The organism is Paraburkholderia lebeckiae (genome assembly GCF_050436225.1).
In the GTDB taxonomy this organism is placed as follows: Bacteria; Pseudomonadota; Gammaproteobacteria; order Burkholderiales; family Burkholderiaceae; genus Paraburkholderia; species Paraburkholderia tuberum.
In genome coordinates, this window is sequence record NZ_JBNDLU010000001.1 from 20,712 (window position 1) to 47,641 (window position 26,930).

General features: G+C 61.1%; 16 protein-coding genes, 1 tRNA gene and 2 pseudogenes. 11 read left to right on the top strand and 8 right to left on the bottom strand.

Annotation, left to right across the window (positions count from 1 at the left end; translation table 11 throughout):
* Nucleotides 1-100: 100 nt before the first annotated feature.
* The 6 genes and pseudogenes from fdhE to OKW45_RS00125 all read left to right on the top strand — a co-directional run bounded on the left by fdhE (nt 101) and on the right by OKW45_RS00125 (nt 7,883).
* Nucleotides 101-1,093 (top strand): formate dehydrogenase accessory protein FdhE, encoded by a 993-nt coding sequence (gene fdhE, locus OKW45_RS00100; protein ID WP_429465100.1) that lies wholly within the window; start codon nt 101-103, stop codon nt 1,091-1,093.
* A 51-nt stretch (nt 1,094-1,144) separates the two neighbouring features.
* Nucleotides 1,145-2,593: an L-seryl-tRNA(Sec) selenium transferase gene (selA, locus tag OKW45_RS00105; protein ID WP_429465102.1), complete on the top strand. Its 1,449-nt coding sequence runs from the start codon at nt 1,145-1,147 to the stop codon at nt 2,591-2,593.
* Between the two features lie 13 nt (nt 2,594-2,606).
* Complete coding sequence (gene selB / locus OKW45_RS00110) at nt 2,607-4,520, top strand: selenocysteine-specific translation elongation factor (RefSeq protein WP_429465104.1); 1,914 nt, start codon at nt 2,607-2,609, stop codon at nt 4,518-4,520.
* Between the two features lie 49 nt (nt 4,521-4,569).
* Nucleotides 4,570-4,665: transfer RNA gene (locus OKW45_RS00115), tRNA-Sec, on the top strand.
* A gap of 978 nt (nt 4,666-5,643) precedes the next feature.
* Nucleotides 5,644-6,774, top strand: coding sequence for an IS110 family RNA-guided transposase (locus tag OKW45_RS00120; protein WP_429465105.1), 1,131 nt, complete (start codon nt 5,644-5,646; stop codon nt 6,772-6,774).
* Between the two features lie 297 nt (nt 6,775-7,071).
* Nucleotides 7,072-7,883 (top strand): annotated as a pseudogene (locus OKW45_RS00125) (IS5 family transposase).
* An 82-nt stretch (nt 7,884-7,965) separates the two neighbouring features.
* Here the strand turns inward: OKW45_RS00125 and OKW45_RS00130 are convergent.
* The 4 genes and pseudogenes from OKW45_RS00130 to OKW45_RS00145 form a co-directional block, all read right to left on the bottom strand.
* Nucleotides 7,966-9,618 carry an acyl-CoA synthetase gene (locus tag OKW45_RS00130; RefSeq protein ID WP_429465107.1) on the bottom strand — a complete coding sequence of 551 codons (1,653 nt, stop codon included), beginning with the start codon at nt 9,616-9,618 and terminating at the stop codon, nt 7,966-7,968.
* A 14-nt stretch (nt 9,619-9,632) separates the two neighbouring features.
* Nucleotides 9,633-10,358 (bottom strand): nitroreductase, encoded by a 726-nt coding sequence (locus OKW45_RS00135; RefSeq protein ID WP_429469166.1) that lies wholly within the window; start codon nt 10,356-10,358, stop codon nt 9,633-9,635.
* 162 nt (nt 10,359-10,520) lie between these two features.
* Nucleotides 10,521-11,048: pseudogene (locus OKW45_RS00140) on the bottom strand (MFS transporter); the annotation flags it as partial.
* Nucleotides 11,049-12,178: 1,130 nt separating this feature from the next.
* Nucleotides 12,179-13,870, bottom strand: a complete 1,692-nt coding sequence (locus tag OKW45_RS00145) for a tannase/feruloyl esterase family alpha/beta hydrolase (protein WP_429465109.1) — start codon at nt 13,868-13,870, stop codon at nt 12,179-12,181.
* Between the two features lie 165 nt (nt 13,871-14,035).
* Between OKW45_RS00145 and OKW45_RS00150 the strand changes: the two genes are divergently transcribed.
* Complete coding sequence (locus tag OKW45_RS00150) at nt 14,036-15,058, top strand: IS30 family transposase (RefSeq protein ID WP_429409801.1); 1,023 nt, start codon at nt 14,036-14,038, stop codon at nt 15,056-15,058.
* Between the two features lie 366 nt (nt 15,059-15,424).
* On the opposite strand, the gene OKW45_RS00155 is transcribed toward OKW45_RS00150, so the two are convergent.
* The gene (locus tag OKW45_RS00155) at nt 15,425-16,633 is read right to left on the bottom strand and encodes an acetyl-CoA C-acyltransferase (RefSeq protein WP_429465111.1); all 1,209 of its coding nucleotides are present in this window, start codon (nt 16,631-16,633) and stop codon (nt 15,425-15,427) included.
* A 153-nt stretch (nt 16,634-16,786) separates the two neighbouring features.
* Nucleotides 16,787-17,554 (bottom strand): 3-hydroxyacyl-CoA dehydrogenase, encoded by a 768-nt coding sequence (locus OKW45_RS00160; protein WP_429465113.1) that lies wholly within the window; start codon nt 17,552-17,554, stop codon nt 16,787-16,789.
* A 365-nt stretch (nt 17,555-17,919) separates the two neighbouring features.
* On the opposite strand from OKW45_RS00160, the gene OKW45_RS00165 reads away from it, so the two are divergent.
* Complete coding sequence (locus tag OKW45_RS00165; RefSeq protein WP_018424261.1) at nt 17,920-18,960, top strand: AraC family transcriptional regulator; 1,041 nt, start codon at nt 17,920-17,922, stop codon at nt 18,958-18,960.
* A gap of 439 nt (nt 18,961-19,399) precedes the next feature.
* Here the strand turns inward: OKW45_RS00165 and OKW45_RS00170 are convergent, their stop codons facing one another.
* Nucleotides 19,400-21,664 carry a beta-glucosidase family protein gene (locus OKW45_RS00170; protein WP_429465115.1) on the bottom strand — a complete coding sequence of 755 codons (2,265 nt, stop codon included), beginning with the start codon at nt 21,662-21,664 and terminating at the stop codon, nt 19,400-19,402.
* A 328-nt stretch (nt 21,665-21,992) separates the two neighbouring features.
* Nucleotides 21,993-23,522, bottom strand: coding sequence for a class I adenylate-forming enzyme family protein (locus OKW45_RS00175; RefSeq protein ID WP_429465117.1), 1,530 nt, complete (start codon nt 23,520-23,522; stop codon nt 21,993-21,995).
* 387 nt (nt 23,523-23,909) lie between these two features.
* Here OKW45_RS00175 and OKW45_RS00180 point away from each other — a divergent pair, with 387 nt between their 5' ends.
* The 3 genes from OKW45_RS00180 (at nt 23,910) to OKW45_RS00190 (ending at nt 26,899) form a co-directional block, all read left to right on the top strand.
* A complete protein-coding gene (locus OKW45_RS00180; RefSeq protein ID WP_429465119.1) occupies nt 23,910-24,491 on the top strand; it encodes a flavin reductase family protein in 582 nt (193 codons plus the stop codon).
* A gap of 45 nt (nt 24,492-24,536) precedes the next feature.
* On the top strand, nt 24,537-25,760 hold the full coding sequence (locus OKW45_RS00185; protein WP_018424267.1) for an acyl-CoA dehydrogenase family protein: 1,224 nt from the start codon (nt 24,537-24,539) through the stop codon (nt 25,758-25,760).
* A gap of 446 nt (nt 25,761-26,206) precedes the next feature.
* Nucleotides 26,207-26,899 (top strand): alpha/beta hydrolase, encoded by a 693-nt coding sequence (locus OKW45_RS00190; protein WP_429465121.1) that lies wholly within the window; start codon nt 26,207-26,209, stop codon nt 26,897-26,899.
* Nucleotides 26,900-26,930: the final 31 nt, after the last annotated feature.

The window sequence follows — 26,930 nt, forward strand, 5'->3', positions numbered from 1 at the left end:
GATGCGGACTCTAATGCACTGGACGCAGCGCCCCTCGCACCGGGCCGCCGCGCCTCGTCGATGACGGGCGGCGGCCCTTCAGTTTTCAGAGGTCGATATCTTGACTCAACGCATTCTCGAAGCCGCCGACATCGAGTCGCTCGATCCCTCGGCAATACCCCGCATCCGCATGCCCGAGCGGCTCGCGGTGTTCGCGCCGCGCGCCGCGCGCCTGCGTCAGCTCGCCTCGCGCGGCAATCCGATCGCCGGCTACCTGCGGCTGATGGCGGCGCTCGCCGATGCGCAGCAGGCGGTGCTCGCGCACTTCAAGGCCCAGCCACCGAGCCCGGAGCTGATCGCGAGCGCGCAGCAGTATTCGATGCCGCTGATTCCGGCGCTGTCCGGCGCGCGCGATCCGGCGTGGCGCGACGTGCTGCTACAACTGCTCGACAAGGTCGAAGCGGCGGGTCAGTTGACGCCGCCGCTCGTGGCGTTGTTCGCGCGCCTGCGCTCGCTCGACGTCGCCGCGCTCGAAGCGCAGGCCGACGCGATCTTCGCGCAGCGCTTCGCCGACGTCGAGCCGGCGAGCGCGCCGTTCATCATGGCCGCGCTGCAGGTCGTATGGACCGACCTCGCCGCCGACATCGACAAGCGCGCCGTACCGTACCTCGACACACCGGGCCTGTGCCCGGTCTGCGGCTCGCATCCGGTGGCGAGCACGCTGCGCATCGGCGGCGCGTACGACAACTATCGCTATCTGCAATGCGGATTGTGCGCGACCGAATGGCATATGGTCCGTAGCAAATGCTCGAACTGCGATTCGACGAAGGGCATCGCGTACCAGGTAGCCGGCTCGCCCGACGCCGACGCAGCCGCGCGCGAGGCCGAATCGAAAAACGCCGCGCTGAAGGCGGAGTCGTGCGACGAATGCCATACTTACCGCAAGATCGGCATCCAGGCGAAGGACTACGAGTTCGATCCATTCGCGGACGACCTCGCGAGCCTCACGCTCGATCTGCTGATGGGCGCGGAAGGTTACCGGCGCGCGTCGCCGCATCCATGGCTGTGGCCGGAGCAGACGGCCGGCGCGGCCGAAAAGGAGGGCGACGACTAGGCCTGACGGCGACCTGACCGGACCCAAGTTCAAAACGACAAAGGATTGCTCGTGAGCGATGTGAGCAGCTCGGCATTGCGCGCGCTGATGGCACGCGTGCCGTCGGTGGACAAGGTATTGGCGTCGGAAGAATTCGTGCCGCTCATCGGCGCATACGGCCGCACCCAGGTACTCAACGCACTGCGCGACGCGCTCGATGCGTGGCGCATCAGCGCGCAATCGGGCGATGCGGCGGCCACCCCGGCGGTGAGCGCGCTCGATACCGCGCAGCTGCATGCGACGGTCGCCGCGGCGCTGCTCGCGCGTAACGCGTCGCGGCTGCGCAGCGTGTTCAATCTGACCGGCACCGTATTGCACACGAACCTCGGCCGCGCGCTGCTGCCCAATGAGTCGGTGCGCGCGGTGATGAGCGCGCTCACGCAACCGGCCAACCTCGAGTTCGATCTCGCCACCGGCACGCGGGGCGACCGCGACGATCTGATCGACGATCTGATCTGCGAGCTGACCGGCGCCGAAGCGGCGACCATCGTCAACAACAACGCCGCCGCGGTGCTGCTCACGCTGTCCGCGCTCGCGGCGAAGAAGGAGGTGGTGGTGTCGCGCGGCGAACTCGTCGAAATCGGCGGCGCGTTTCGCATTCCCGACATCATGAGCCGCGCGGGCGCGAAGCTGCGCGAAGTCGGCACGACGAACCGCACCCATCTGAAGGACTATGAACAGGCGATCAACGCGCGTACCGCGCTGCTGATGAAAGTCCACGCGAGCAACTATGCGATCAGTGGCTTCACGAAGGAAGTCGGCATCGAAGAGATCGCGCCGCTCGCGCACGCGCGCGGGCTTGCAGTCGCCGTCGATCTCGGCAGCGGCACGCTCGTCGATCTCGCCGAATGGGGCTTGCCGCGCGAGCCGACGGTGCGCGAGACCGTCGCGGCCGGCGCCGATCTGGTCACGTTCAGCGGCGACAAGCTGCTCGGCGGCCCGCAGGCCGGCTTGATCGTCGGGCGGCGCGATCTGATCGCGAAGATCAAGAAGCATCCGCTGAAGCGCGCACTGCGGGTCGGCAAGCTGACACTCGCGGCGTTGGAGCCTGTGCTCCAGCTGTATCGCGCGCCGGAGAAGTTGACGGAGCGGCTGACCACGCTACGGCTCCTCACGCGGCCCGCCGAAGATATTCACGGCGCCGCGCAGCGCGTGTTACCGGCGCTACAGCAGGCGATCGACGCGCGCTACACCGTGGCCGCGGAGCCGATGTTCAGCCAGATCGGCAGCGGCGCCTTGCCCGTCGACGTGCTGCCGAGCTATGGCCTCGTCATCAGGATGACCGACGGCAAGCGCGGCGGCCGTCATCTGCTCGCGCTCGAAAAGCAGTTGCGCGAGATGGCGCGGCCGGTGCTCGGCCGGATCGCGGACGACGCGTTGCGGCTCGATCTGCGCTGCCTCGAAGCCGCCGACGAAGCACAATTGATCGCACAGCTGATCGCGCAACCGAAAAGCAACTGAAGGACGGGAACGCATGATCGTCGGTACTGCTGGGCATATCGACCACGGCAAAACGAGCCTCGTGAAGGCACTCACCGGCGTCGACACGGACCGGCTCAAGGAAGAAAAAGCGCGCGGCATTTCGATCGAGCTCGGCTACGCGTACGTACCGCTCGACAACGGCGACGTGCTCGGTCTGATCGACGTGCCGGGCCACGAAAAGCTCGTGCATACGATGACCGCGGGCGCGAGCGGCATCGACTTCGCGCTGCTCGTAATCGCCGCCGATGACGGCGTGATGCCGCAAACGCGCGAACATCTGGCGATCGTCGAACTGCTCGGCATCCGGCGCGGCGCAATCGCGTTGACGAAAGTGGATCGCGTCGACGACGAGCGGCTGCGCGAAGTGCGCGATGAAGTGAGCGCGTTCGTCGCTGGCAGCGTGCTGCGCGACGCGCCGATATTCGATACCTGCGCGACGCGCGCGGGCGATGCGGGCGTCGCCGCGCTGAACGCGCATCTGCGCGAGCAGGCCGCCGCATGGCGCATGAAGCGCGACGACGGCCTGTTCCGCCTCGCCGTCGATCGCGTGTTCACGCTCGCGGGGCAGGGCACGATCGTCACCGGGACCGTGGTGGCGGGCAGCGTGAGCGTCGGCGACACGATGCTGCTCGCGCCGAAAAACGAACCGGTGCGCGTGCGCAGCATCCACGCGCAGAATCGCGCCGCCGAAACCGGTCGCGCCGGCCAGCGTTGCGCGCTGAATCTGGCGGGCATCGAGAAGAGTGCGATCGAGCGCGGCGACTGGATCGTCGATCCGCGACTGTCGCAAGCGAGCGAGCGCATCGACGTCGCGTTGACGCTGCTCGCCGACGCGCCGCACGCGCTCGAACATTGGGAGCCGTTGCACGTGCATCTCGGCACGCAGCATCAGGTTGCGCATGTCGCGCTGCTCGAAGGCGACACGCTCGCGCCCGGTCAGCGCGCGCGCGTGCAACTCGTGTTCGAGCGGCCGCTGTGCGCGGTGCCGGGCGATCGCTTCGTCGTGCGTAACGCTCAGGCCAATCGCACGGTGGGCGGCGGGCACGTGCTCGATGCGTTCGCTCCGGCGCGCAAGCGGCGCTCGCCGGAGCGCTTCGGCTGGCTCGACGCGATGCAGTCGCTGCTCGACACCGGCTCACTCGACGCGCTGTTCGCGCGCGCACCTCACGGATTGTCGCGGGCGTTGCTGGAGCGCCTCACGGGGATGCCGGCGGCGGCGCTCGCGTTGCCCGCCCCGACACGCACGATCGAGTTACCGGGCCATGACGCGCTGCTGGTCGCGGACGCGACATGGCACACGCTCGAGGGGCGCCTGACGAGTGCGCTCGCGCAATACCACGAGCGCTCGCCCGACGAACTCGGCCCGGACGTGTCGCGCTTGCGGCGCATCGCGGCGCCACTGGTCGACGACGCGCTGTGGCGCGCGCTGGTCGACGATGCGGCGGCGCGTGGCGAGCTCGTCAGACGCGGACCGTGGCTGCATTTGCCCGGCCACGCCGCGACGCTCGACGCCGCCGATCAGGCGCTTGCCGCGACGCTGCTGCCCGAGATCGAGGCGGGGCGTTTCGATCCGCCGTGGGTGCGCGAGCTCGCGAACGCGCACGGTGTGCCGGAGGAGCGCGTGCGTCAGTTGCTGCGCAAGCTCGCGCGTCAGGGCGAGTTGTTCCAGGTGGTGCACGACCTGTTCTATCACCAGAAGGTGATTCGCGAACTTGCGTCGATCGCGGCGGCGGAGGCGCACAAGAACGGCGGCACCGTGGCGGCCGCGCCGTTTCGCGACGCGACCGGGCTCGGCCGAAAACGCGCGATCCAGCTTTTGGAGTTCTTCGACCGGGTTGGGTATACTCGCTTTCACCGTGGCCTGCACCTCGTGCGCACGGATAGCCGCTGGCTCGATCTGCCTTGACCTGGCTGGCGGTCTGTTTTTATCGGGCTCGCGTCATTCAATCACCGTAGGAAGGCATTCGTATCCGGTGGTGCGGCTGGGCTTCAAACCCAGTTGAGGGCGTCAGACGCTCTCAGGTCGGTTCGACTCCGGCTGCCTTCCGCCAGTCAAGGCTTCCCGGGCATTCAGCAGAGTGTGGAAGAAACCATATAACTTCCGTTTGGAAGCTTTATGGTGAATTTTGCGCCGCAAGTTGTAACACGCAACGTCGGCGGCAAAAAGGCGCCGGCGCGGTGCGCTTAACAGTACGAGTGTGGCTTGGTGCCTCTTCTGAGTGCACCGTTAAACTGCTTACGGACTGTTTTTTCTGACGCCGCAGCGACGGGAACTCCGTCCGACGAGTGGTTGTCGTCTGTCTTCAGGAGCGGGCAGGTTGCTCTCCGCGAAGGCTTCCCTGCTATGCCTCCGGCACTACGAGGATGCCTTGGAGAGCGCGAAGCTGTGCCTGCCGGATGCATGTACGGTCTGCGGGTTTGTCCACACCCAGACCGTGTGATTGTGCGAATCTGAGCAGCTTATCGATGGCGGGGCGCTCGCCACCCGAAATCATGCGTGTCGCTTCATGAAAAATGGCGTTATCAAGCCGGCTTCTCCGTTCTTCGCGAGCGCCTTCGATAGCCTCTTTACGTTTAGCTTTGGTGTTTTTCGTTACGTGGCGACATAGGTTCGGAAAGTGGGCGTACGCCTGGGTGGGCTGTAGATGTATTGCCTCCAAGGCGGACGTAAGGCTATTAAAGTCGACTATCGATCTCGCGGTGAAAAGGCGTTTCTTCGTCCATCTAGCCATCCGAAATTGATCTGCTGCTAACTTCGGCTAACTCACAAAGTGTGGTGTTCGCCGCTGCGGTTTCGAAGCGACACGGAGTGTGTGTCTTTCAAGTCGTCCGTAATCGGCTACGCGTCGAATGGACATCCACTAACTAGACGGTGTTAGGAACTTCCGGTCAAAACCTGGTAGGCAGTATGACTTCCTGCGGGACAGAGGCTGGCCTGCCGCAACGGAATCAAACGCGGGTTAGCATTGCTGTCAGAGCCGCACGGTGCGGACGTGCCGCACCCGGCGATTTCCGACGCGGAGGCCAGCATGGAGCACGATAGCACTCTTTACGTGGGTCTTGATGTTCATGAGGATTCGATCACGGTCGCCTATGCGATTGGTTCGGGCGAGGTTGAACTGCTCGGCAAGATCGGTACTACGCAGGCCGACGTGGAACGGTTGTGCAAGAGACTGCAATCTAAAGCGCGATGCGTCAGCATCGTCTACGAAGCCGGTCCGTGCGGATATGGGCTTTACCGGCAGCTTGTCCAGAAAGAATTCCAGTGCATGGTCTGCGCGCCCTCGCTGATTCCCCGCAAGCCAGGTGAGCACATCAAGACTGACAGACGTGATGCCGTCAAGCTCGTCCGATCGCTGCGTGCCGGCGACCTGTCGGCCGTATACGTCCCCAGCATCGACGATGAAGCATTCCGGGATCTGGCCCGCGCATGGGTGATTGCCAAGGACGACCTCAAGCGTGCACGGCAACGGGTAAAAGCCTTTCTGCTGTCGCACGGCGTGCGCTACACCGGCTCTGCCGGCTGGGGGCCGGCGCACCGACGCTGGCTGAGCGCATACAGCTTCGACAGTGCGTGGCAGCAGTTTGCGTTTGAAGAGCTACGTCGCGCGATCGAAGACCGGCTCGCCCAATGTGACCGGCTGGAGTCCGCGCTGCGTGAGGCAGTCGTCAACTGGCGCTTCTATCCCGCCGTCCTGGGCCTGCAGGCAATGCGCGGTGTCCAGTTCACCACGGCAGTGGGCATGCTCGCCGAGCTGGGCGATCTCTCACGCTTCGTGCACCCACGCCAGTTGATGGCGTGGCTCGGGGTGACGCCGTCCGAGCACTCATCGGGCGGCAAGCGTCGTCAGGGCAGCATCACTAAAAGCGGCAACAGTTATGCAAGAAAGCTGCTAGTTGAAGCCGCATGGAGCTATCGCCACCCTGCGCGTGTGAGCCCCGATATTCAGCGTCGTCACGAAGGTCTGCCTAAACCGATTGTAGATCGAGCCTGGGACGCACAGGTGCGCTTGTGCCGACGCTATCGCAAACTCGTCGCGCGCGGCAAGCAGAAGAATATCGCCGTAGTCGCAGTTGCCCGTGAACTCAGCGGATTCATCTGGGACATCTGCCGGCTCTCCTTGTCGCTGGCCATACCGCGCGAGACACAGATGCCGTGATGTACAGCAATGCCCTGCGTCTGCATCCACCGTAACGACACGTGCAGGAGTTTCCTGAAGGCGGCGTAGCCCGGCACACGAGTAACCCGCGACCAGGGTAGGCAACGGATCTCATCCGAATTGCGGTGGTAGGTAGCGGAAGGCTCATTGGGCGGACATCTGTAATGCGGTAGCCAATCCGCGGATATCAGCTTGATCCACCGTCGAGACTTACTGCTACGTCGCCCTCAGGAAATTCAAACATCGAAAACACAGAACCGATCATATTGACACGAGAAGTCATATCACTCTGGAGGGATGACAAGAGAGAAACGTAAAGCCTACCCGACAGACGTGTCAGACGAAGAATGGAGCTTCGTAGCAGCGTATCTGACGTTGATGGATGAGAGTGCACCACAGCGTAAATACGAGTTGCGCGAGATGTTCAATGCGTTGCACTGGATGGCTCGCGCTGGGCTGCGTGGCGAATGCTGCCGACCAACTTTCCGCCGCGGGAACTCGTGTACCAGCAGACGCAACGATGACTGGCGGCCGGCTGTTTCGAGTGCATGGTGAGTGATCTTCGTTCGATCATCCATGTCGCGCAGGGGCGGCAGGGGCAGCCCAGCGCGGTGATCCTTGACGGCCGTACGATGCAATCGACATGTGACAGCGGTCCAGGCGCAGGATATGACGGCTACAAGCGCAAGCGTGACAGCAAGGTGCATATGGCGGTCGACACGCTGGGTCAGTTGCTCGCCGTACACGTGACACCGGCCAACGAGCAGGAGCGCGCGCAGGTGGCAGACCTGGCGCGCCAGGTCCAGCAGGTAACGGGGCGCACGGTCAAGGTGGCCTTTGCCGATCAGGGATACACGGGTAAAGAGCCAGCGCAGGCAGCACTGGACGAAGACATTGAACTGCAGGTGATCAAACTCGAGGAGACGAAAAAGGGCTTTGTACTGCTGCCCCGGCGATGGGTGGTCGAGCGCAGCTTCGGACGGCTCAACCGCTTTCGACGCCTCGCTCGTGACTACGAACGCTTGCCCGAAACACTCGCAGGTCTGCATTTTGTCGTCTTCGCCATGCTTATGCTTGTCCATGCAATCCCAGTACTTCGAAGTTCCTAACACCGTCTAGGCGCGACTACCGTCGCACTTGACTGTAGTCGCGCTTTACAGCGCACGGCGTGTTCAGTGGTACGCCAGAGCCTCAGCCGGCCAATCTAGTAATCGCTGCTCGGCTGCCCGCTTGCTCACGCAGACGAAACTTCTGGATCTTCCCGGTAGCGGTCTTGGGCAATTCGCCGAAGATCACGCGACGCGGGCATTTGAAATGCGCCAGTCGCTCCCGACAGAACAAAATTACATCCTCCTCCGTTATGTCGGAGGCATCCGGCTTCAGCTCGATAAACGCACAAGGAGTCTCGCCCCATTTGTCATCGGGCTGCGCGACCACGGCCGCGTTGAGGACGCCCTGCATGCGGTAGATGACCTCCTCCACTTCGACAGACGAAATGTTCTCCCCACCGGAGATGATCACGTCCTTGGAGCGGTCTGTGATCTGGATATAGCCGTCAGGATGAACGACGGCCAGATCTCCAGTATGGAACCAGCCGCTGGCGAAAGCCTTTGCGGTTGCGTCGGGATTCTTAAGATATCCCATCATCACCGTATTCCCCCGAACCATGACCTCACCGCAGGACTTGCTGTCGGCCGACACCGTCTCGAGCGTCTCAGGATCGGCGACCGACATTTTTTCGAACGCTGCCGCACGTACGCCTTGCCGCGCTTTCAATTTCCCTTGCTGCTCCGGCGGCAACGCATCCCACTCGTCATGCCATGCACAGCTGATCGGAGTGCCGGAAATCTCAGTAATCCCAAAGACGTGGTCGACATCGAAACCCATCGCGCCAACGGCCTCGAGAACAGCGGCTGGCGCCGGCGAGCCGGCTGTCAGGACCCGCACCCGACGCGGCAGCGGCTGCCGTTCTGAATGAGGCATGCTTGCGAGGCCTGACAGGACGATCGGCGCCGCACAAAAGTGATCTACACCATGTCTGACGATGGCGGAAAGAACATTGGCAGCATTGACCTTGCGCAGGCATACATGTGTTCCGGCGGCGGCAGTAATCGCCCATGTGAAGCACCAGCCATTCGCATGGAACATGGGAAGCGTCCACAAATAAACCGGCGCGCGCGGGAGCGGCCAGTTTGTCATCTGCAACAGGCTCATCAGATAGGTGCCGCGGTGGCTGGGAACGACGCCCTTCGGATCCCCGGTGGTGCCCGACGTGTAATTCAGGGCAATGGGCGTCCACTCGTCGACCGGGTGGCGACCGGCAAATGCCGGATCGCCGCTCGCCAGCAGCGACTCATAATCAGTTTCCCCGATGGCGGGGTTGTCAGGCGCTTCGTGATCGTTGATGTCGATCACGCGCGGCGGATTGGAAACCGACTGCAACGCTTTCTCGACCAGCGGAGCAAATTCGCGATCTACCAGCAGGAGCTTGCATTCGCCGTGGCGCAGAATGAATGCGACACCGTCAGCATCGAGGCGGCAATTGACGGCGTTGAGCACGGCACCGGACAGCGGCACGCCAAAGTGAGCCTCAAGCATGGCCGGGGTGTTCGGCGCGATGATCGACACGGTGTCGCCCGATTCGATCCCCGACTGAACGAGCGCCGACGCGAGGCGATAGCAACGCTCGCGGGTTTCGGCCCACGTCTGGCGGAAGTCGCCATGAATGATCGCGGCCCGATCCGGATAGACATCGGCGGTTCGATCGAGGAAGGTCAATGGCGTCAATGGAACATGGTTTGCTGCGTTCTTCTCAAGTCCTTGAGAGTAGGCCGTTGCACTCATGACTTTGTCTCCGTTCATTCTTCGTAGAAAGTAGTGAAATCGCCGACTGGGCTGCGCTCCGTGACGAGCGAGTTCTCGATGCAACTGGGATCCGCATAACCCAGGCTCATCCCGCAGACCAACATGTGATTGTCGGGAATGGACAGTTCGTTGGCGATGACACGGTGGAACTTGTTGAAAGCCGCCTGCGGGCAGGTGTCGAGGCCTCGCGCCCGGGCAGCGATCATGACGCTTTGCAGGAACATGCCGGTGTCCAGCAGACTTCCTTCACGCATGATCCGGTCAACCGTGAAAAACAGGCCTACGGGCGCATCAAAGAAGCTGTAGTTGCGGCCGTGCTGGACGTGCATCCGCTCCTTGTCCCCCTTCTGGATGCCCAGCAGGCCGTACAGATTCCAACCGACCTTGCGCCGGCGGTCCACATACGGCGCGATCCATTCGCGCGGGTAGTAATCGTAGGGCCCTTCCAGGTCTGAACTTCGTGCAGGATCATCATTGATCTCGTTGATGGCGGCAGACAGGCGGGACTTCATCGTGCCTGTCACCACATGCACATGCCAGGGCTGGATGTTGACGCCGGTTGCGCTGAAGCGCGCAACGTTGAGGATGGACTCGACTTCCTCGGGGGGAACCGGTATGGGCAGGAAAGCACGGACGCTGCGCCGGGTGACGAGTGCCCAATCGACGGCTCGACTCACGTCGGCAAACGAGCTGAAAGGAGGAGGAGATAGACGGTCCATTTTTTTCGGCATGTTGAAAATTTGCTGCGACCTCGACTTGGTGTTTTTTCGGGTGGAGAGTCCGTAACACCCGCGCTCTTCACACGAACGAACCTCGACCATGAAGCCGCGTATGGTAGAGACCTCAGCGCCCTGCACTACCCTGAACTACGGCAACAGGGGCGATTGCCAGCCGTAGCTGCCGATAAGCTGCTTTGCAGTCAGCGCCACAAGAATTCCGCCAATGGAATATCCCGCGAACACCAGCGTCACCAATCGTGTGCGCAGGGCGTTCGGCGAAAATTCTCCCATCTGTGCGGTGACAATTGGCAAGACCCCGCCAATGCCCAGACCAGCGATGAATCGCGTCATGCTGAAAGCGATGGGATCGCTGGTCAATCCAGCCGCTGCGGTGAAAAGACTGAACAGCGCCACGCAAACACAGATCATCATTGGTCGGCCGAAACGGTCAGCCAGCGTGCCAAGAAAAATGGCCCCGAGCATCACGCCAAAAAGCGCCGATCCGGCCATGACGCCAGCCCTGGTAGCGTCGATGCCCATGTCCTTCATGATTGATGGCAACGCTGCGCCCACGACGGCAAGATCGTAGCCGTCGAGTATCAGCATCAACAGACACCAGAACAGGACCAGGGTGTGAAAGCCATTGAATCTTGCCTCACCCGCGAGCGAGTGCACATCTATCTGGTTCATCTTGTCTCCTTTGGTTTATCGTCGTGGGCGAGGTCCACGCCAGTTCCAACAGCGCCCTCAATGGGGCGGCCTTGTCGCGACTCGATTGGCCGTTGGTCTGTGCTGTAGCCAGTTTCAGCGGGACAAGGCCGGCAGTCCATGTCCATCAACTTCAACTTGCATGAGGTCGCCGAACACCCGCGTTTGCCGGCATTGCGGCACTGCCGGCAGCTACTGGCGCGCTACTGGACGAATCGCTTTCCGGTTTAGAGAAATGTAGTGTCGGACCGGCTGGAACCACGGTCAGGCGGTCGCGCCGGTGCGCGCCGAGCCTCGGTCGAGCAGCTGGGCTGACGGACGGCTGCTGTGCAGGGATGAGTTCTCCGGGTATGAAATTCGCCCGTCAGTTCGCCGATACCGGCACGGAGCGATTGCGTCATGACCCATTCGGTAGTATCGGATGCGAGACGTGGATGAAGGGGGCCTTTGTGCCCAGTATTGGAGCGGTTACCGGGTCTCTAGCCCTGGTCTCAGGACGGACTGGAAGATGACGGCGAGCGGATCGGATAATTTGCCCTTCAGCGCCCCGATCACGACAATACGCCATGGAGGGCTCTCAGGCATATCTTCGGCCGAGGCCATTGCGCCGAATCACAAAACAGACCTTCGCATGGCTGCCAGTGAGTCACCGCGCGATCGCCGAGGAAGCGAACGTGGAGGTAGAAAGCGGCGCATATGCGGCGCCTGAGTCAGATACTCATCAAATCGACCGAAAATTACTAACTCTTCCCGGCAAGGGTTGCTCAGTCGCCTGCCTTACGTCGAGCGAGCCTCTGACGGGCGCTTTAACTCACCATACTTCACGCATTCAGTCGTAGCCTGTGTCGCCCTGAACGACCTGAGGCCTTAATTGTGGTCTGCCACCCTTACCGCAGAGGGTCGGGCGGCTTCGACCAACACCTCGAGTTGAGTAGGGCCGCGTGGCGGGCGGCCCCGGTCACTGGGGCCGCGAGCGGGATGTCCTGCGCTTCGGTGACGACGTGGCGCATTGCACTGGGTCGGAGCTTATGCGCCCAATCGCGGTAGCGTTGGCAGAACTGGGCGTAACGGTACTCGCCAGACACTGCGGACGGGCGCGCGCTGCCACCGAACTAGTTCGAGCATATGAAGCTAGTTGCAACATTCTGATCGCCGCCGACATATTTTGGCCACTGTGGATATTCGCACAATGGTCGGGTACGTCCAGCGGCTGGCGGAGCGAGGTCGGTGATCGTCAGGTTGTGGGGCTCGACGCCTTTGGTGACCCAATTGTCCAACACCGTCAGACCATCGTATGAACCGTTGAACTGTCCGCCGCCACCGTGAGCCGCGCCCGGCACCAAGTAAAATTTCAGAAATTGATCAAGCGGCCCCTGCCCGAACCTGGATACCAGACGGTTATAGTAGTCAGTTGACAGTTGCGCTGGAATGAACTGGTCAGCTTGTCCGTGTTGGAGAATGATCTTGCCACCGCGACTTTGGAATTGAGTCAAGTCAGTGCTCGTGCTATCCATGAGCGCGCTCACCGCCTGGACGCGCGCGGCTAGCGGTCCCGGGCTGGTAGGGTCGAAATTGAGAATGCTCGAGCCAGGATCGCGAGCGACCGCAAATCGGAGCATGTCGTTTGAGAACGTGTAATAAAACGCGCTTTTTCCGAGAACCCCGGGTTCGATTGTCGCATCGGTGGCGGACGCGCCCCAAGCCAACGGGTTTGACCAAAAGTCCGCACCGGCGAATGCGTTGTATGCTGGAAAGGTTTGAATTCCGTTCGCCAGAGAAAAGCTAAAGTTAAGCGGTGTCCCAGCGGTGGCCATTGTATTGATTTGCGCGTCGGACAGGCACGTGTCACCGGTGTCGACTCCGCCGGGGCAGCGAATCAGCGTTGGATCGAACACGCACGCTGAAGGGTTGCTAATTATGCCGTCAGCCACGCCATCCAAAGCATCACATTTGATCATGACCGCTGCGAGAAGTGCGTTGCCTTTAGCAGGGGGGACGTATCCTCCGGGCGCTAGGAGAGATTTCGAAATTCTCCCCATTTGCAGCCATAGTCCTGTAATTCCCGAGGCGGGAAATGTCGAGATGATACCGTCGTAGTCTTGTGGGAATCGCTGCGCCGCCATCAGCGCTTGTCGTCCGCCGCTCGATCCACCAATAAAATAACTGTGCACGAGGGCCGAGCCATAACGTTTCTTTGCGATGTACGCTGCAAAATCATGCGTCTTCTTAATGTGGTCGCCTCCGTAATTAGCGAGCGCCTCATCGTTTTCTGCGAATGAGCCATCGAAGAGGGTTCCCTCATGCCCACTGTCGCTCCCTAGAGTCACGTAACCTCTGCGCAACGGCGTTGTGACGCCTGCTGGCTCTGCGCCGGCTGCGAAACCATCGAGCGGGGAGCCCTCAGTAGCGGGGATCGTGCCGTCAAAACCCCCGCCACCAAAGTGAACAGATTTACCATTGAAGTTAGTCGGAAGGTCAACCTCGGCATGAATATCGGGCGCGTTGAAATCCACCGGATGAATACTTCCGAGTACTTTGCAATACTCACCATTTGTATTACGAGGATCTGTATCGGCAACGAGCGTGGCGGATACGACAGTGGCACCGGTTGTCGGTAATCCGATAGAGGAGGCGGGAACCGTCATGCCAGCCAACGCACTACACATCGCAGCCGACGTCTGCGCCGCAGCGACGTTTGCCGGCGCGGAGTCATGGCCGCCGCAGCCGGATATGGCAATAGTTGATGCCGCTAACAAAGCACGCGCAATTGCCGAGCTTCGGCCGCTTGTTAACCGATTTCTCATTCTGGTCTCCGTATATTTATTGCCGCCATACTGACTTTCTGATTCCGAGCAGTCTTTGCTCTCCTGTGCTGCTATTCTCGTGAGGTGTTAATCCGGAACTGGCCACCATATGCCTGGGCGGCCTCAAATCTGAAGTGCAACACCTATCTCGTATAAGGTGTTGCGATGCACGAAAGAACTCAGTACCAGCAACTTCAACCTGAAGAGCGTCTGACCATTGCAAGCCTGCATCTGCAGGGTTCGAGTATCCGGGCCATGGCCCGGATACTCGGGCGCTCGCCGGCCACCGTTAGCCGGGAACTGACGCGAAACAGCTCTCCCGCTGGCTACGCGTCCGTGTCGGCTGAAGCACTCAGTGCCGCACGCCGCAGCGCGGGTCGCCATCCCACAAAGCTTTGCCTGCAAAGCGTCTGCTGGCGTATCGTTCTCACCCTGCTCGAGTGGAAATGGTCACCCCAGCAGATATCGGGCACACTCAAGCGTATGTATCCGACCGACCCGACCCAACAGGTTTCGCACGAAACCATCTACACGGCCATCTATGCCCAGCCGCGCGGCGAACTGCGCCGTCAGCTCATTGCGTGCTTGCGCCATGGCCACAGCACGCGCATGCCGCGTACACGGGGCACAGACCGGCGCGGACAGATTCCTGACATGGTCAGTATTCATGTGCGGCCGCCCGAAATCGAAGACCGACTGCTGCCTGGGCACTGGGAAGGCGACTTCATCAAGGGTGCCGGCAACCAGTCCTCGGTAGGCGTGCTGGTCGAACGGACCAGCCGGCTGGTGCTGCTTGCCAAGATGGAAGACGCCACCGCCGCTTCAGCGCTGGCGGGCTTCTCCGCCAAACTCAATTCGATTGTCGCGCCATTACGGCAGAGCTTCACCTACGACCAGGGCAAAGAAATGTCGCGCCATAAAGAGCTCACCGCCGCAACCGGCGTGAAGGTGTACTTCTGCGACCCCCACAGTCCCTGGCAACGCGGCACTTGCGAAAACACCAACGGGCTACTGCGCCAGTATCTGCCCAAAAGCGCAGACCTTTCGGTCTACAGTCAGGACGAACTTGACGCTATCGCCGACAGTCTGAACAGCCGACCTCGCGCGACTCATGCCTTCCATTCGCCATTCGAGGTCTTCGCCGCGACCCTTGCCTCGGCAAGTCAACCTCAAGGCTCTAAACATTAAACCCGCTGTTGCGCTTCACTCTTGAAACCGCCCTGGAATTTCGGGCACGCTTCGCTTCTCCTACAGCAGCGATCAAGTGCGTGGCCGTCACGGGATAAAGTCCGGGTACTGCCTGCAACCGGGCGCGACACTCCTCTTCCTTTGCCAAAGGCGATTGCAGTGTCAGCCTGGTTGGAGCCTCAATCCATGTCCGTCGACATCAGTTTGAATGAGGTCTGTGGACAGGCGGCTCTTTCCTCGCTTCGACGGTCTTTGCTCCCCCGGCTCAACCGATCGCGGTTGTGATAAAGCAGGCCCCTCGATCGCGTACCCGAACCGTACGACGTAGAGGAACGGCTGTCGGAGTAGCTTCAGGGTAGGGGCGGCTCAGACGATCTCAATTGCCAGGGCCGTGGCCTCGCCTCCGCCGATGCACACGGTTGCCACGCCGCGCCTGGCACCGCGCTGGCGAAGTGCGGCCAGCAGCGTCACGACAAGACGTGCGCCGGTAGCGCCGATCGGGTGACCCAGCGCGCAGGCCCCGCCATGCACATTCACTCGCTCGTGCGGCAGCGACAGCTCGCGCATCGCCGCCATGACCACCACGGCGAAGGCCTCATTGATCTCCCACAGGTCGACATCGTCAACCTGCCACCCCACCTTGGTGAGCAGCTTCTGGATCGCACCCACGGGCGCAGTAGTGAACCAGGCGGGCTCCTGTGAGTGGGTGGCATGCGCATGGATAACGGCCAGCGTTGATAAGCCACGCTCGCGTGCGGTGGACTGGCGCATCAGCACCAACGCCGCTGCACCATCGGAGATCGAACTGGAGTTCGCTGCCGTGACGGTGCCGTCCTTGCCGAAGGCGGGCTTGAGGGTGGGGATCTTGTCCAGTTGCGCCTTCGCTGGCGCCGCGTCCTCGTCGAAGAATTTCTCGCCGTTGCGGCCCGGCACGGCCACCGGCGTGATTTCCCACCGGAACAGGCCGTCGCGCTGCGCCTGCTGCGCGCGCAGCGTGGAGGTGGCAGCATAGGCGTCTTGCTCCTCACGGCTGAAACCGAAATGGCGCGCACAGTCCTCGGCGAACGTGCCCATCAGGCGGCCATCGGAGGCGGAGCCGTAGTGGTCCTCCAGCCCGTCGAAGAACATGTGGTCCAGCACCAGGCCGTGCCCCAGGCGCTGGCCCGAACGGGCCTTGGGCAACAGGTACGGCGCGTTGCTCATGGATTCCATGCCGCCGGCCACCATCACGCGTTGACTCCCGGTCAACAGCAGATCGTGCGCCAGCATCGTGGCTTTCATGCCCGAGCCGCACACCTTATTGATCGTGGTGCAGCCCGCCGAATGCGGCAACCCGGCCCCCAGCGCCGCTTGACGTGCGGGCGCCTGGCCCAGGCCGGCGGGCAGCACGCAGCCCATCAGCATCTCGTCTACGGCCTCAGGCTGCAGCCCGGCCCGATGCACTGCGGCACGGATCGCGTTGGCACCCAGCTGCGGCGCTGTCAGCGAGGCGAAGTCGCCCTGGAAGCCACCCAGCGGCGTGCGTGCGGCACCGACGATAACGACGGGGTCATTGGAAGTCGAAGAGGTAGGCATGCGAGTCTCCATTCGCCGCTCCATGGCGGCGTTGCAAGGGGTGAACAAAGGTTTCGTCGCGGAGGAATTCAGTTGACCACATTCGGGCCCGGCGACTCAGGCCGACCGCAGCAAGCGGCAGCAGGCATCATGATGAGTGCGCCGGACACTGGGTCACTTGGCTGCCATGCGGATGGCGCCATCAAGGCGAATCACCTCGCCGTTGAGGTAGGCGTTTTCGAGGATGTGCTGCACAAGGCCCGCGAACTCGTCAGGCCGTCCGAGCCGCGCGGGAAAGGGGACCATCTTCCCGAGCGCATCCTGTACCTCCGTGGGCATGCCTTTGAGCATGGGCGTCTCCATGATCCCAGGCGCGATGGCGACCACGCGAATGCCATGGCGTGCCAACTCACGCGCGATAGGCAACGTCATCGCGACCACCCCGCCTTTGGACGCTGCGTAGCCCGCTTGCCCGATCTGGCCATCGAAGGCAGCGACTGACGCGGTGTTAATGATGACCCCGCGCTCGCCATCGGAGTCGGGCATGTTCTCGGCCATGCAGGCCGCACCCAGCCGCACCATGTTGAAGGCGCCGATCAAGTTGATATTAACGGTGCGCGCGAAACTCTCCAGCCGGTGCGGGCCTTCGCGGCCAAGCACTTTCTCGGCGGGCGCCACGCCGGCGCAATTGATGAGACCATGCAGCGTGCCGTAGGTGTCGCGAAACGCGGCCAACGCACTCTCCGCGCTGGCCGCGTCGGATATATCAGCCTTGGCGAAGTGGGCATTGGGGCCCAGTTCCGCCGCTAGCGCGGTACCGGCGTCCTCATTCAGGTCTACGAGCAGCACGCGGGCACCACCCGCCACCAGGCGGCGCGCCGTCGCCGCGCCGAGCCCTGAGCCGCCGCCAGTGACGACGAAACCTTTATCTTGAATCTGCATTTCTGTCTCCTGAGTGATGGCCCCGACGCGCGAGGCACCGCAGCGGTCATCGTGGCCAGCACGAGTTTTGAACTTGTGGGTGTGCCCTGAAGCGTTATCTGACGTGACCGGCACGCTGCCGCGCAGGCTGCTGCCGACAAGCTAGGTTCTCGACCACCTACAGGCTGGTCATCGTAAGCGGCACGCTGAGATACTTCCATGCCCACAGACTTCTTCACGCATGAGCCTTTCGGACATATCGAACGGGTCGCCCATCTGCTTAACAGTGCTCGTCGGCTGATAACTACCGGTGGCCGGCGGTCTCACGTTTCAATTGGGCCTCGCAGCGATTAACATCGGTGCATCTTTGTAGGCCGGACCTGACTATGAATGACACTCGAGACAAGGGCACAACTTCCATCGGCCTGGTGCGTGAAGCGATTCTTGTCGCTACGCAACGTAATCTGGATGTGGCGGCCGCGCTGCAGCACGCCGGTATCGCGGCAGAATTGTTGAATGCTCCGAGAGCACGCGTGCCCGCATTAGCTTTTTCGCGCCTGTGGACGGCTCTGGCCGACTTGATGGACGACGAGTTTTTCGGTCTGGATAGCCACCCACTGCGCCGGGGCAGTTACGCTCTGATGTGCCACGCAGTTCTGCATGCTGCAGACCTGGGACACGCGCTGCGTCGCATGCTGAAGTTTCTGCGCGCGGTTCTCGACGACATCCATGGGGAGCTACGCTGTGAGGGCGAGCATGCACTGATCCTCCTGCATGATGATGGGCCGACGCGCCGCCTCTTTGCCTACGGGACGTGGTTCATCCTCGTGCACGGCTTAGCGTGTTGGCTGGCACGCAGACGGATTCCGTTGATCGAGATGAGATTTCGCGCTTCCGCGCCGATGGATGACAGCGACTACCGCATGCGCTTCTGCGAGGAGGTGACGTTCTCCGCAGACGAGACCCTGATCCGGTTCGATCGCAGTTTCCTCGACCTCAAACTGACGGAGACGGAAACGAGTCTGCGCGCATTCCTGGAGAATGCACCAGCGAACATCCTGGTGAAATACCGCAACGAATCCAGCACTACTGCCCTGATAAGGCGCCGCTTGCGAAACCAGATCCCCGACGACTGGCCTGACCTCGACACGCTATCGCAGTTACTGAATCAGTCCTCGGCCACGCTGCAGCGCCGCCTGCTGGCCGAGGGGACCAACTACCGGCAACTGAAGGACGAATTGCGCCGTGACATCGCTATCGACCTGTTTTCGACCAGTTCTCTCACGGTCGCGGAGGTCGCTGCACGGACTGGATTTCAGGAGACCAGCGCATTTCACAGGGCCTTCAGGAAGTGGACTGGGGCCAGCCCCGGAATGTACCGCCATGGCAGGGCGACCTCTTCAAGCTCAGGAGGAAGCGCTGCTTGACCGAATGTCCCAACAGTTGCGGCTCATGCTGCAGATGATGCGATGAGTGCGAGCACCGCTTCATATTCGGCGCTTGCGTACTGGCTTGCCCGGATGCCCTTCTAAGTGTCAAGCAGCACGCCGCGCACGGGCCGGCGGCGAAACCATGCCATCGTCAGCGCATCGGTCACGGAGCTCTGCCGTCATGTGCTTACCGCGGATGCGTACGCGAGAACCGAGCTACATCACGCCTGTTGTCGTGCGTCGCGAGCAATTGTCAGCCATGCCTTCGTCAGCGAGGCAATAGGCAATGAAATACATCGTGCTGTTCCACATGTGAATACCGGCCTGCGAGGGCTGGCCGGGGATAGGGTCGTGGCAGCCTGCAATGTTCTGTGCAGCTCCGACTGACCCAACTCCCCAACCATCGCCAACCGCCACAGGTATTGGGCTGGACCGGTCAGTGGCCGGCCAGCGCCACCGACGTCGTCACCGCGTTCGTATCACGCGATGACGCGCCGGCGATCAATTGATACGCTCCGCCGTTCAGTTTCCAGGCGTGCTTCGTCACGTCCCAAGTCGACAGCAGTTTTGCGGACACGGAGACGCTCACCTGTTGCGACTGTCCGGGCTGCAACGTAACTTTCTGCCAGCCCACGAGCCGTTTCGGCGGCTCGCCGAGCCCAACGGGCAGCGTTGCATAGACCTGGGCCGTTTCCGCGCCGGCGCGGGCGCCGGTGTTCTGGACCGTGAAGGTTACGGTCACGTCACCGGCGCCATCGGTGCTCGCGCTGATGCCCGAGTAGCGGAACGTCGTGTAGGACAGGCCGAAGCCAAATGGGAAGAGCGGCTGGATCTGCTTTGCGTCATACCAGCGATAGCCCATCATCAGCCCCTCGCTATAGTTGACGGTCAGGTTGGTGGCCGAGATCGCCGGTTGGGGCAGATCGGCATCCTGCTGTGGGAAGGTGATCGGCAGCTTGCCCGACGGGTTCACGGTACCGAACAGCAGGTCGGCGATTGCCTGGCCGCCCTGCACCCCCGGGTACCATGACTCAAGCACCGCGTTCACGTTGCCAAGCCACGGCATCAGCACCGGACTGCCGTTCTCCAGCACCACAACCACGCGCTTCGCTTTTGCCGCGACCGCAGTGATCAGCGCGTTCTGGTCATAGCTCTGGTTGTACGGATCCACCACGTTGTTGGGCAGGCTCAGGCTCTGTAGATCGAACCCTTCACCTTCCCACTGAGTGGCGAACACGATCGCGACGTCAGCCTGTGCAGCGGCGCTTGCCGCGGCGTTTGCGTCTGTGCCGTCAAGGTAGGTCACGCTTGCGTTCGCTGCCTGTGCCTTGATCGCCGCAAGCGGCGAAGACTTGTACCAGGTCGCACAGCCGCCGAAAATAAGGCTTGCAGGCTGCTGGCACCCAGACACCGCATTGCCGTTGATCGCGGGCGTCCCGCCCGAGCCAGCGCCCGATAGCACACCCGTATCCGCATGCCCACCGATCACGACAATCGACGACAGGCTCGCCCCACTCAGCGGCAGGACCGGCTGCTGCGCGCCGGACGGCGCGGCGTTCTTCAGCAGCACCGCCGACTGCTGCGCGACCTGCAGCGCGAAGGCGTTACCCGCCGCCTGATCGATCGTGCCGCCCGACGTGGGCGGGGAATCAAAGACTCCATACCGGATCATCGTGCGCAGCTTGCGCTGCACCATGTCGTTCAGGCGCGCCATCGGCACGCTGCCCGCCGTGACCGCGGCCTTTAGCGCTGAGCTGAAGTACGAGGTGAAAGTAATGCCAGGAAGACTGCCAGCCGCACTGCCGAGGTCGCCGGGTTCTTCCTCATCGAGCCCGGCCAGCGCAGCGGCCACCGTGCTGTGATTTGCGGCCCAGTCGGACTGCACGACTCCCTTGAAGTCCCACTCGTTCTTTAGCACCGTCGTGAGCAGATACGGGTTCTCGCATGCATAGATGCCGTTCACCTGGTTAAACGAACACATCACGTTACCCGGCTGCCCCTGCGTCACGCCGATCTCGAAAGCGAGCAACTCGGTTTCGCGCATCGTCCGCTCGTCGACCACCGAGTTGCTGGTGAAGCGGTTCGTCTCCTGATCGTTCATCGCGTAATGCTTGATGGTCGCAATGACTTTCTGCGACTGCGTGCCGGTTGTGCGTGCCGCGCTCATCGTGCCTGTCAGGACCGGATCTTCGCCCATGTATTCGAACGTCCGGCCATCACGCGGTTCGCGCGCCAGGTTGACCCCCCCGCCGAGGCCTTCGCCATAACCCAGTACGCGCAACTCGGTCGCGATTCGTGCACCATAGGCGTTGGCGAGCTGCGGATCCCAGCTCGCCGCGAGCGCAACGGGCGCCGGCAACGCCGTCGCACCAACGTTCGCAATGTTCACCCCACCGGCCGAGTCCGCCATCGCGAGCCCAGGAATCCCGAGTCTGGGAACGCCCGGAATGTATCCAGCACCATCCACCCCTGGCGGAAAAGGTCCTCCGAGGCCGAAAACCGGAAAGCCAGTGCCGTGCACCAATTGGACCTTTTCGTCGGTGGTCATCTGGGCGACGAGTGCGGCGGCCCGCTGGTCGGCGACCGTGTCAGGATCAGTTGGCGCGTTGATGTCGTCGCCGCTGCCGCATGCAGCGATCATAAGGGCGACAGCGCACGCGACTGCCGTCGCGACGCAGGGGAAAAGCAGCCTCTTCTTCATTGTCGTCTCACTCCAGTTTATGTCTGATACCGACTACGAAATATATGGCCTGCATCCGTCCGGTCTTTTTCTCAATCGACACGACAGTTCACCCGCTGGCCGGCCGGATCATCCGGTCACGGCAGGATCGATTCAAACCGCCAGAATTTGCACGAAAAGTACGACAACCCCTTGATAAGGATTGCAAGGCTAGGTGGCCCAGGGCGTCGCTCGCCGAGGTGCACCCGACGCGCGTGCAGCACTGCTTGTCGTCGCCCTGGCGCAGCAATAATGTGCATCCGCTTGCCAGTCTGTCCGACTAATGGCGATCGGCTTTTCAATCATTGTGTCATCGCGTTCGCTTGCTGATTCCGAGCCATTCGTCGCGCAGTCTGTTTTTCAGTATTTTTCCTACTCCAGATAGCGGCAGTGGCTCGGTGCGGATGTCATATCCGCGTGGCACCTTGTAGCCTGCAATGTGGGCTCTGCAGTGGGCGTCCAGTTCGGCGGGGGTTGCGACGGAGCCGGGTTTGATGACGATAACGGCATGCACTCGCTCACCCCAACGCTCATCCGGCACCCCGATCACTGCGCATTGGCTGACCGCCGGGTGCATGCTCAAGGTCTTCTCGACTTCGGCGCTATAGATGTTCTCGCCGCCGCTAATGATCATGTCCTTAATGCGATCTGCAACAAAGAGAAACCCTTCTTCGTCCATGTACCCCGCGTCACCCGAGCGCAACCAACCATCCTTGATCGTGTCCGACGTTCTCTCTGGGTCCCGCCAGTAGCCCCGCATGACGGCAGGGCCGCGGATCTGGATCTCGCCTACAGTCCCGGTCTCGCAGAGGCAGCCCTGCTCATCGACGATCCGTATCTCGAAGCTTGACGTCGGTTGTCCGACTGACGTCAATTTCCCTGCTTTCGGACCGCTCGTTGAATGCCACTCCGGTAACAGGCATGTGCATGCGCCGCTGCACTCTGTCATGCCGTAGAACTGTTGAATTCGCACGTTTCGAAAAGCATTGAGTACCCGATCTAGCAACTCCTGCGAAATGGGTGCTGTGCCATAAGAGATGGTTCGGACCCGCCTGAGCAAGCTATCGTCACGCTCCGGTGCGTCAAGAAGCATTGAAAGCATGGTCGGCACGAGCTGAAGGTGCGTTATGCCGTCGGTGCGCAAGCGCGAAAAGACCTCGGCAGCACTGAAATGCGACAGGAAACTGTGGGCCCCTGCAGCCAGGGTTACGCCAAGACCAATGCCAAAGTCGGCAAGGTGGAATAGCGGCGTCGTATGAAGGTAGACCGTCTCACTGTCATGGTGCAGGTCGCGCTGCATGTTTGATGCCGCGAATGCCAAGTTCGAATGAGTCAGTTCTACGCCTTTGGGAAGGCCCGTTGTGCCACCGGTATAGAAGATGCACGCGAGTTCATCTAAGGCCACCTGGGCGTCGTCAATCGGTGAGGCGGCAAGCATGTCGCTGCGGCGATCTTCGTCCACGACGATAACGCTGCGGAGCGGTCCCACAGCCTCGCGGGTGCGCTCAGCCGTCGCGCGAAAGCTATCGTCGGTAAGAAGAAAGCGAGCTTCGGAATGTTCGAGGATATAACGCAGTTCGTCGTAGGCGAGGCGGGTATTCAGCGGTACCAATACGCCGCCGCCCCACCACACCGCAAGCATCAATTCAAAGTAGAGCGGTGAATTCAACGCGAGCGTTGCTACGCGGTCGCCGGGCCGTAGTCCCGCAGCGTTAAGTGCGGAAGCGAGTGATGCGATTCTCCTGGGCATTTCGCGCCAGGTCGTTCTTTCGGTACCACTGATAATGGCCCATCCATCCGGTCGTACAGTTGCGGCACGGCGGATTGCGACAGTAAGCATGAGCGTGCCTCCGTTGTGTAGTGTGGTGGATGGGTTGGGCGAACCTCACGTCGACCATTCCGATCTCGAGTTTGCATTCGCAGATCGGACTCGCGCGCAAGGTGGTAGAAGCGATTGCGCGCACGATCAGGTTCGCCTCGTCCGCGGCTTAGCCGTGTTAAAGCTCGGCACGGGCGAACCCGATGATGTAAAGAAATTAAAGCACGGCGATGTGAAAAAGTGAACGGCTATTCATGCAGTGTTTACCCTGCCGGTGCCTGTCATGCAGGCTAGTCAGCCGGTCATCGCCGGATTGCAACGTTCGGGTAAACTAGAGATGAAGTGAAATTTACTTCTGTGCGAAGATCGGCTTTAATCTCATCAACGCCGACCTTTTGAGGTTCAACCATGAGTCATCCACAGCGGAGCATCGGCACAGGTCAGCAGGCAGAGTGGGATAGCCTCACCGGTGAGGCATTGTCTGCCAGTGAGTTCAGAAGGGCGATGGGGCGGTTCGCCAGTGGCGTGACAGTGCTCAGCGTTTCGCATGCTGGCGGTGTGCGCTCAATGACTGTAAATGCCTTCATGTCCGTTTCCCTCGACCCGCCGCTCGTGGTGGTCTCCATTGCGCGTACCGCCGGTTTCCTGGCGTTCTTGAATTCTACGGATGCGGGCTTCGGCATCTCATTTCTTTCTTCAAAACAGCTTGCGGAGTGCACGCATTTTGGAGGTAAGCCCTCTGACACGTTAGACCCGAGATACGACCGGTATCGCAATGTGCCGGTGCTCCAGAATTCTCTGGTTCAATTTGCAGTAAAAGTTCACTCCACCCTGGACGCTGGAGACCACCGGCTGATCGTGGCTCAACTGCAGTGGATGAAAAGCGCTGAAGGCAAACCGCTGCTTTTTTACGGCGGCAAGCTCGGTAGCCACCATTGGCAAGAACCCGTGGTCACTGAGATGATGCTCGACTTTGACAGTTGGGGCTGATGAATCGGCTTCTTAACTTGAGCCTACAACCCTATAGGAGTAAAAATGTACGTTTCGAACGCCAAGAGAAGACTTGGTCGGGCGGATTTGTCCTTTCAGGATCTCATCAAACAAGTAAAAGAACTGCGGCCACTGATTGAAGAGAGCGCGCCAAGCAATGAAGCTCGCGGAATGCTGGCACCTGCGGTGGTCGATGCCTTCGCCGAAATGGGTCTGTTCGGATACTTCGCGCCGAAGGAAGCGCATGGGTGGCAGTTGTCCCCAGTAGAGGCATTGGAGTTGATCGAAACGGTTGCCGAGATGGACGGCCCCACCGCCTGGGTTTTGTTTGCAACCGGGCTGTGCACATCTGCGGCCGGCGCTTTTCTGGGTGATTCTGCGGTGGAGGCGATGTTTGGTAGTGGACTGACCGTCGCGGCCGGGCAAGGGATCCCGAATGGGAAAGCAACCGCTGTCCCCGGGGGCTATCGGCTCACAGGTAAATGGAGTTACGGCAGCGGTATTAAGCATGCCCATTATGTGCACGCTGGTGCGATCGTCTATGAAGAAGGGCGTCCGCGAACGTTGCGCAATGGAACGACAGAGACGCTTATTCTGAACGTGCCAAGGGAAAATGTAAATTTTCACGATAACTGGGATGTTATAGGGCTCCGAGCGACCGGCAGCATTGACTACTCAATAGATGATGTCTTCGTCCCTGAAGATTTCTGCTACACGGCACGCGTGGTTGAACCCCTACGCGGCGGGTGGACGTACCGGACTGGAGCCATTGGCATCGGCACCGCCGGGCACACTGCATTTGCTCTCGGCCAGGCCAAGCGCATCCTTGATGAAACCGCCGCTTTAGCACGTGCAAAGGCTGCAATCCCGAATTCAATTGCTAGCTCGTCGAGTTTCCTCGAAGGATACGCATGGATGGAAGCGAGGGTCAAAGCGGCACGCGCGCTGGCGTTCGAGACCTGGGCGAGCGTCGAAAAGTCTCTTCGCGAGGGAGAGCCTTTCACAACCCGGCACGTCACGCTGATCAGGCTTGCATTGAATCATGCAACGTGGACGGCTGTGGAAGCATGCGACTTTGCCTTCAAGGCGGCGGGCGGTGTTTCGCTGAGAAATGGAATCATCCAGCGGATCTACAGGGACATGCACGCCGGTTCCCAACACATCACCTCGTCGCCCGTGATGCTCAGCGAGTGCGGCAAGGAATTGGCTGGATTGGCACCGGGCAAGCAATGGAGCTTCCTGGGACTTGTTGATGCCGTTGCTGAATGACATCCACCAAAATGTGGCTCGAAACTGAGGCCGCTGGAACGGAGCAACCGGTCCAGAGCGCTTAACGCGAGCCGCCATCGTTCGGTACAGCCGTGTTGCAGGTGGCTTTACCCCAAGGCCCGAATGACCGTGGCCTTGAGTGGGTGGCTTAGCCGTGAGTAGGCCATTCACATCGGATTTTTCAAACCGTCTCTTGGAGCGCAGCGCTGCGTAAAACGATGTCGAATTCGAGACCTGAGGCTGCGCCACCGCTCACACCTGAGTATCTCGCAGAGATCCGAGGAATTCCAAGGACACTGTCTCCGGAGAGCTTTCAAGCGTCGCTCAGGCTTTGCGCACCGCTCCACTCACACGACGTGGGAGCGCCGTACGGTCCGGTTGCTCTAGATTTGCGCTATGGACCCGATGACCGGCATTGTCTGGATCTTTATCGCACAGTCGATGCAATGGGACCGAGCCAGCCGCTCGTTCTTTTCGTCCACGGTGGTGGGTTTGTCGCTGGGAACCGCCGCATACCAGGAAGTTATCTTTATTCCAACGTTGCTGCGTGGACCAGTTCTCATGGCTTCGCGGCTGCATTAATGTCGTACCGTTTAGCCCCTTCAGCGCAGTGGCCAGCGGGTGCCGAAGATATCGAGCGAGCGATCGATTGGCTGGCCGAAAATTCCGGGCGACTCGGCATTTCAACCGAACAGTTGGTCGTCGTCGGTCATTCAGCAGGCGCAACGCATCTCGCTTCTTGGCTGTCCGGCCATCATGGTCAAACCCCTGATTCGTCAGCCGTCCGTGGGGCCGTGCTCATTTCAGGTATCTTTGCCCCCTCGTTGCTTCCTTTTCAAGGCGCGCTCGCTTATTACGGCGACGATTTAACGCCAAGCCGCTATTCAACAGTCAATGGCATCGGTGCGACTGAAGCTCCTCTGTTGCTGGTCGCGGCCGAATTGGATCCGCCGGAATTCATTAGCCAATGGAACATGGTGGTCAGCGCCAGAGCAGTGACACCAGGCGCTAAGACGGCGACGTTTCTTGTTCCAAACCAAAATCATTTCACGTCCGTCCAGCACCTCGGTGTCCAGTTGGATGACTTGGGCGCTGAGATGGCGAAGTTCGTGCAAAGTTGTGTAAAGCGGCTCGATTGAATTTTCCTACGCAGCACCCTCGTAAAAATGC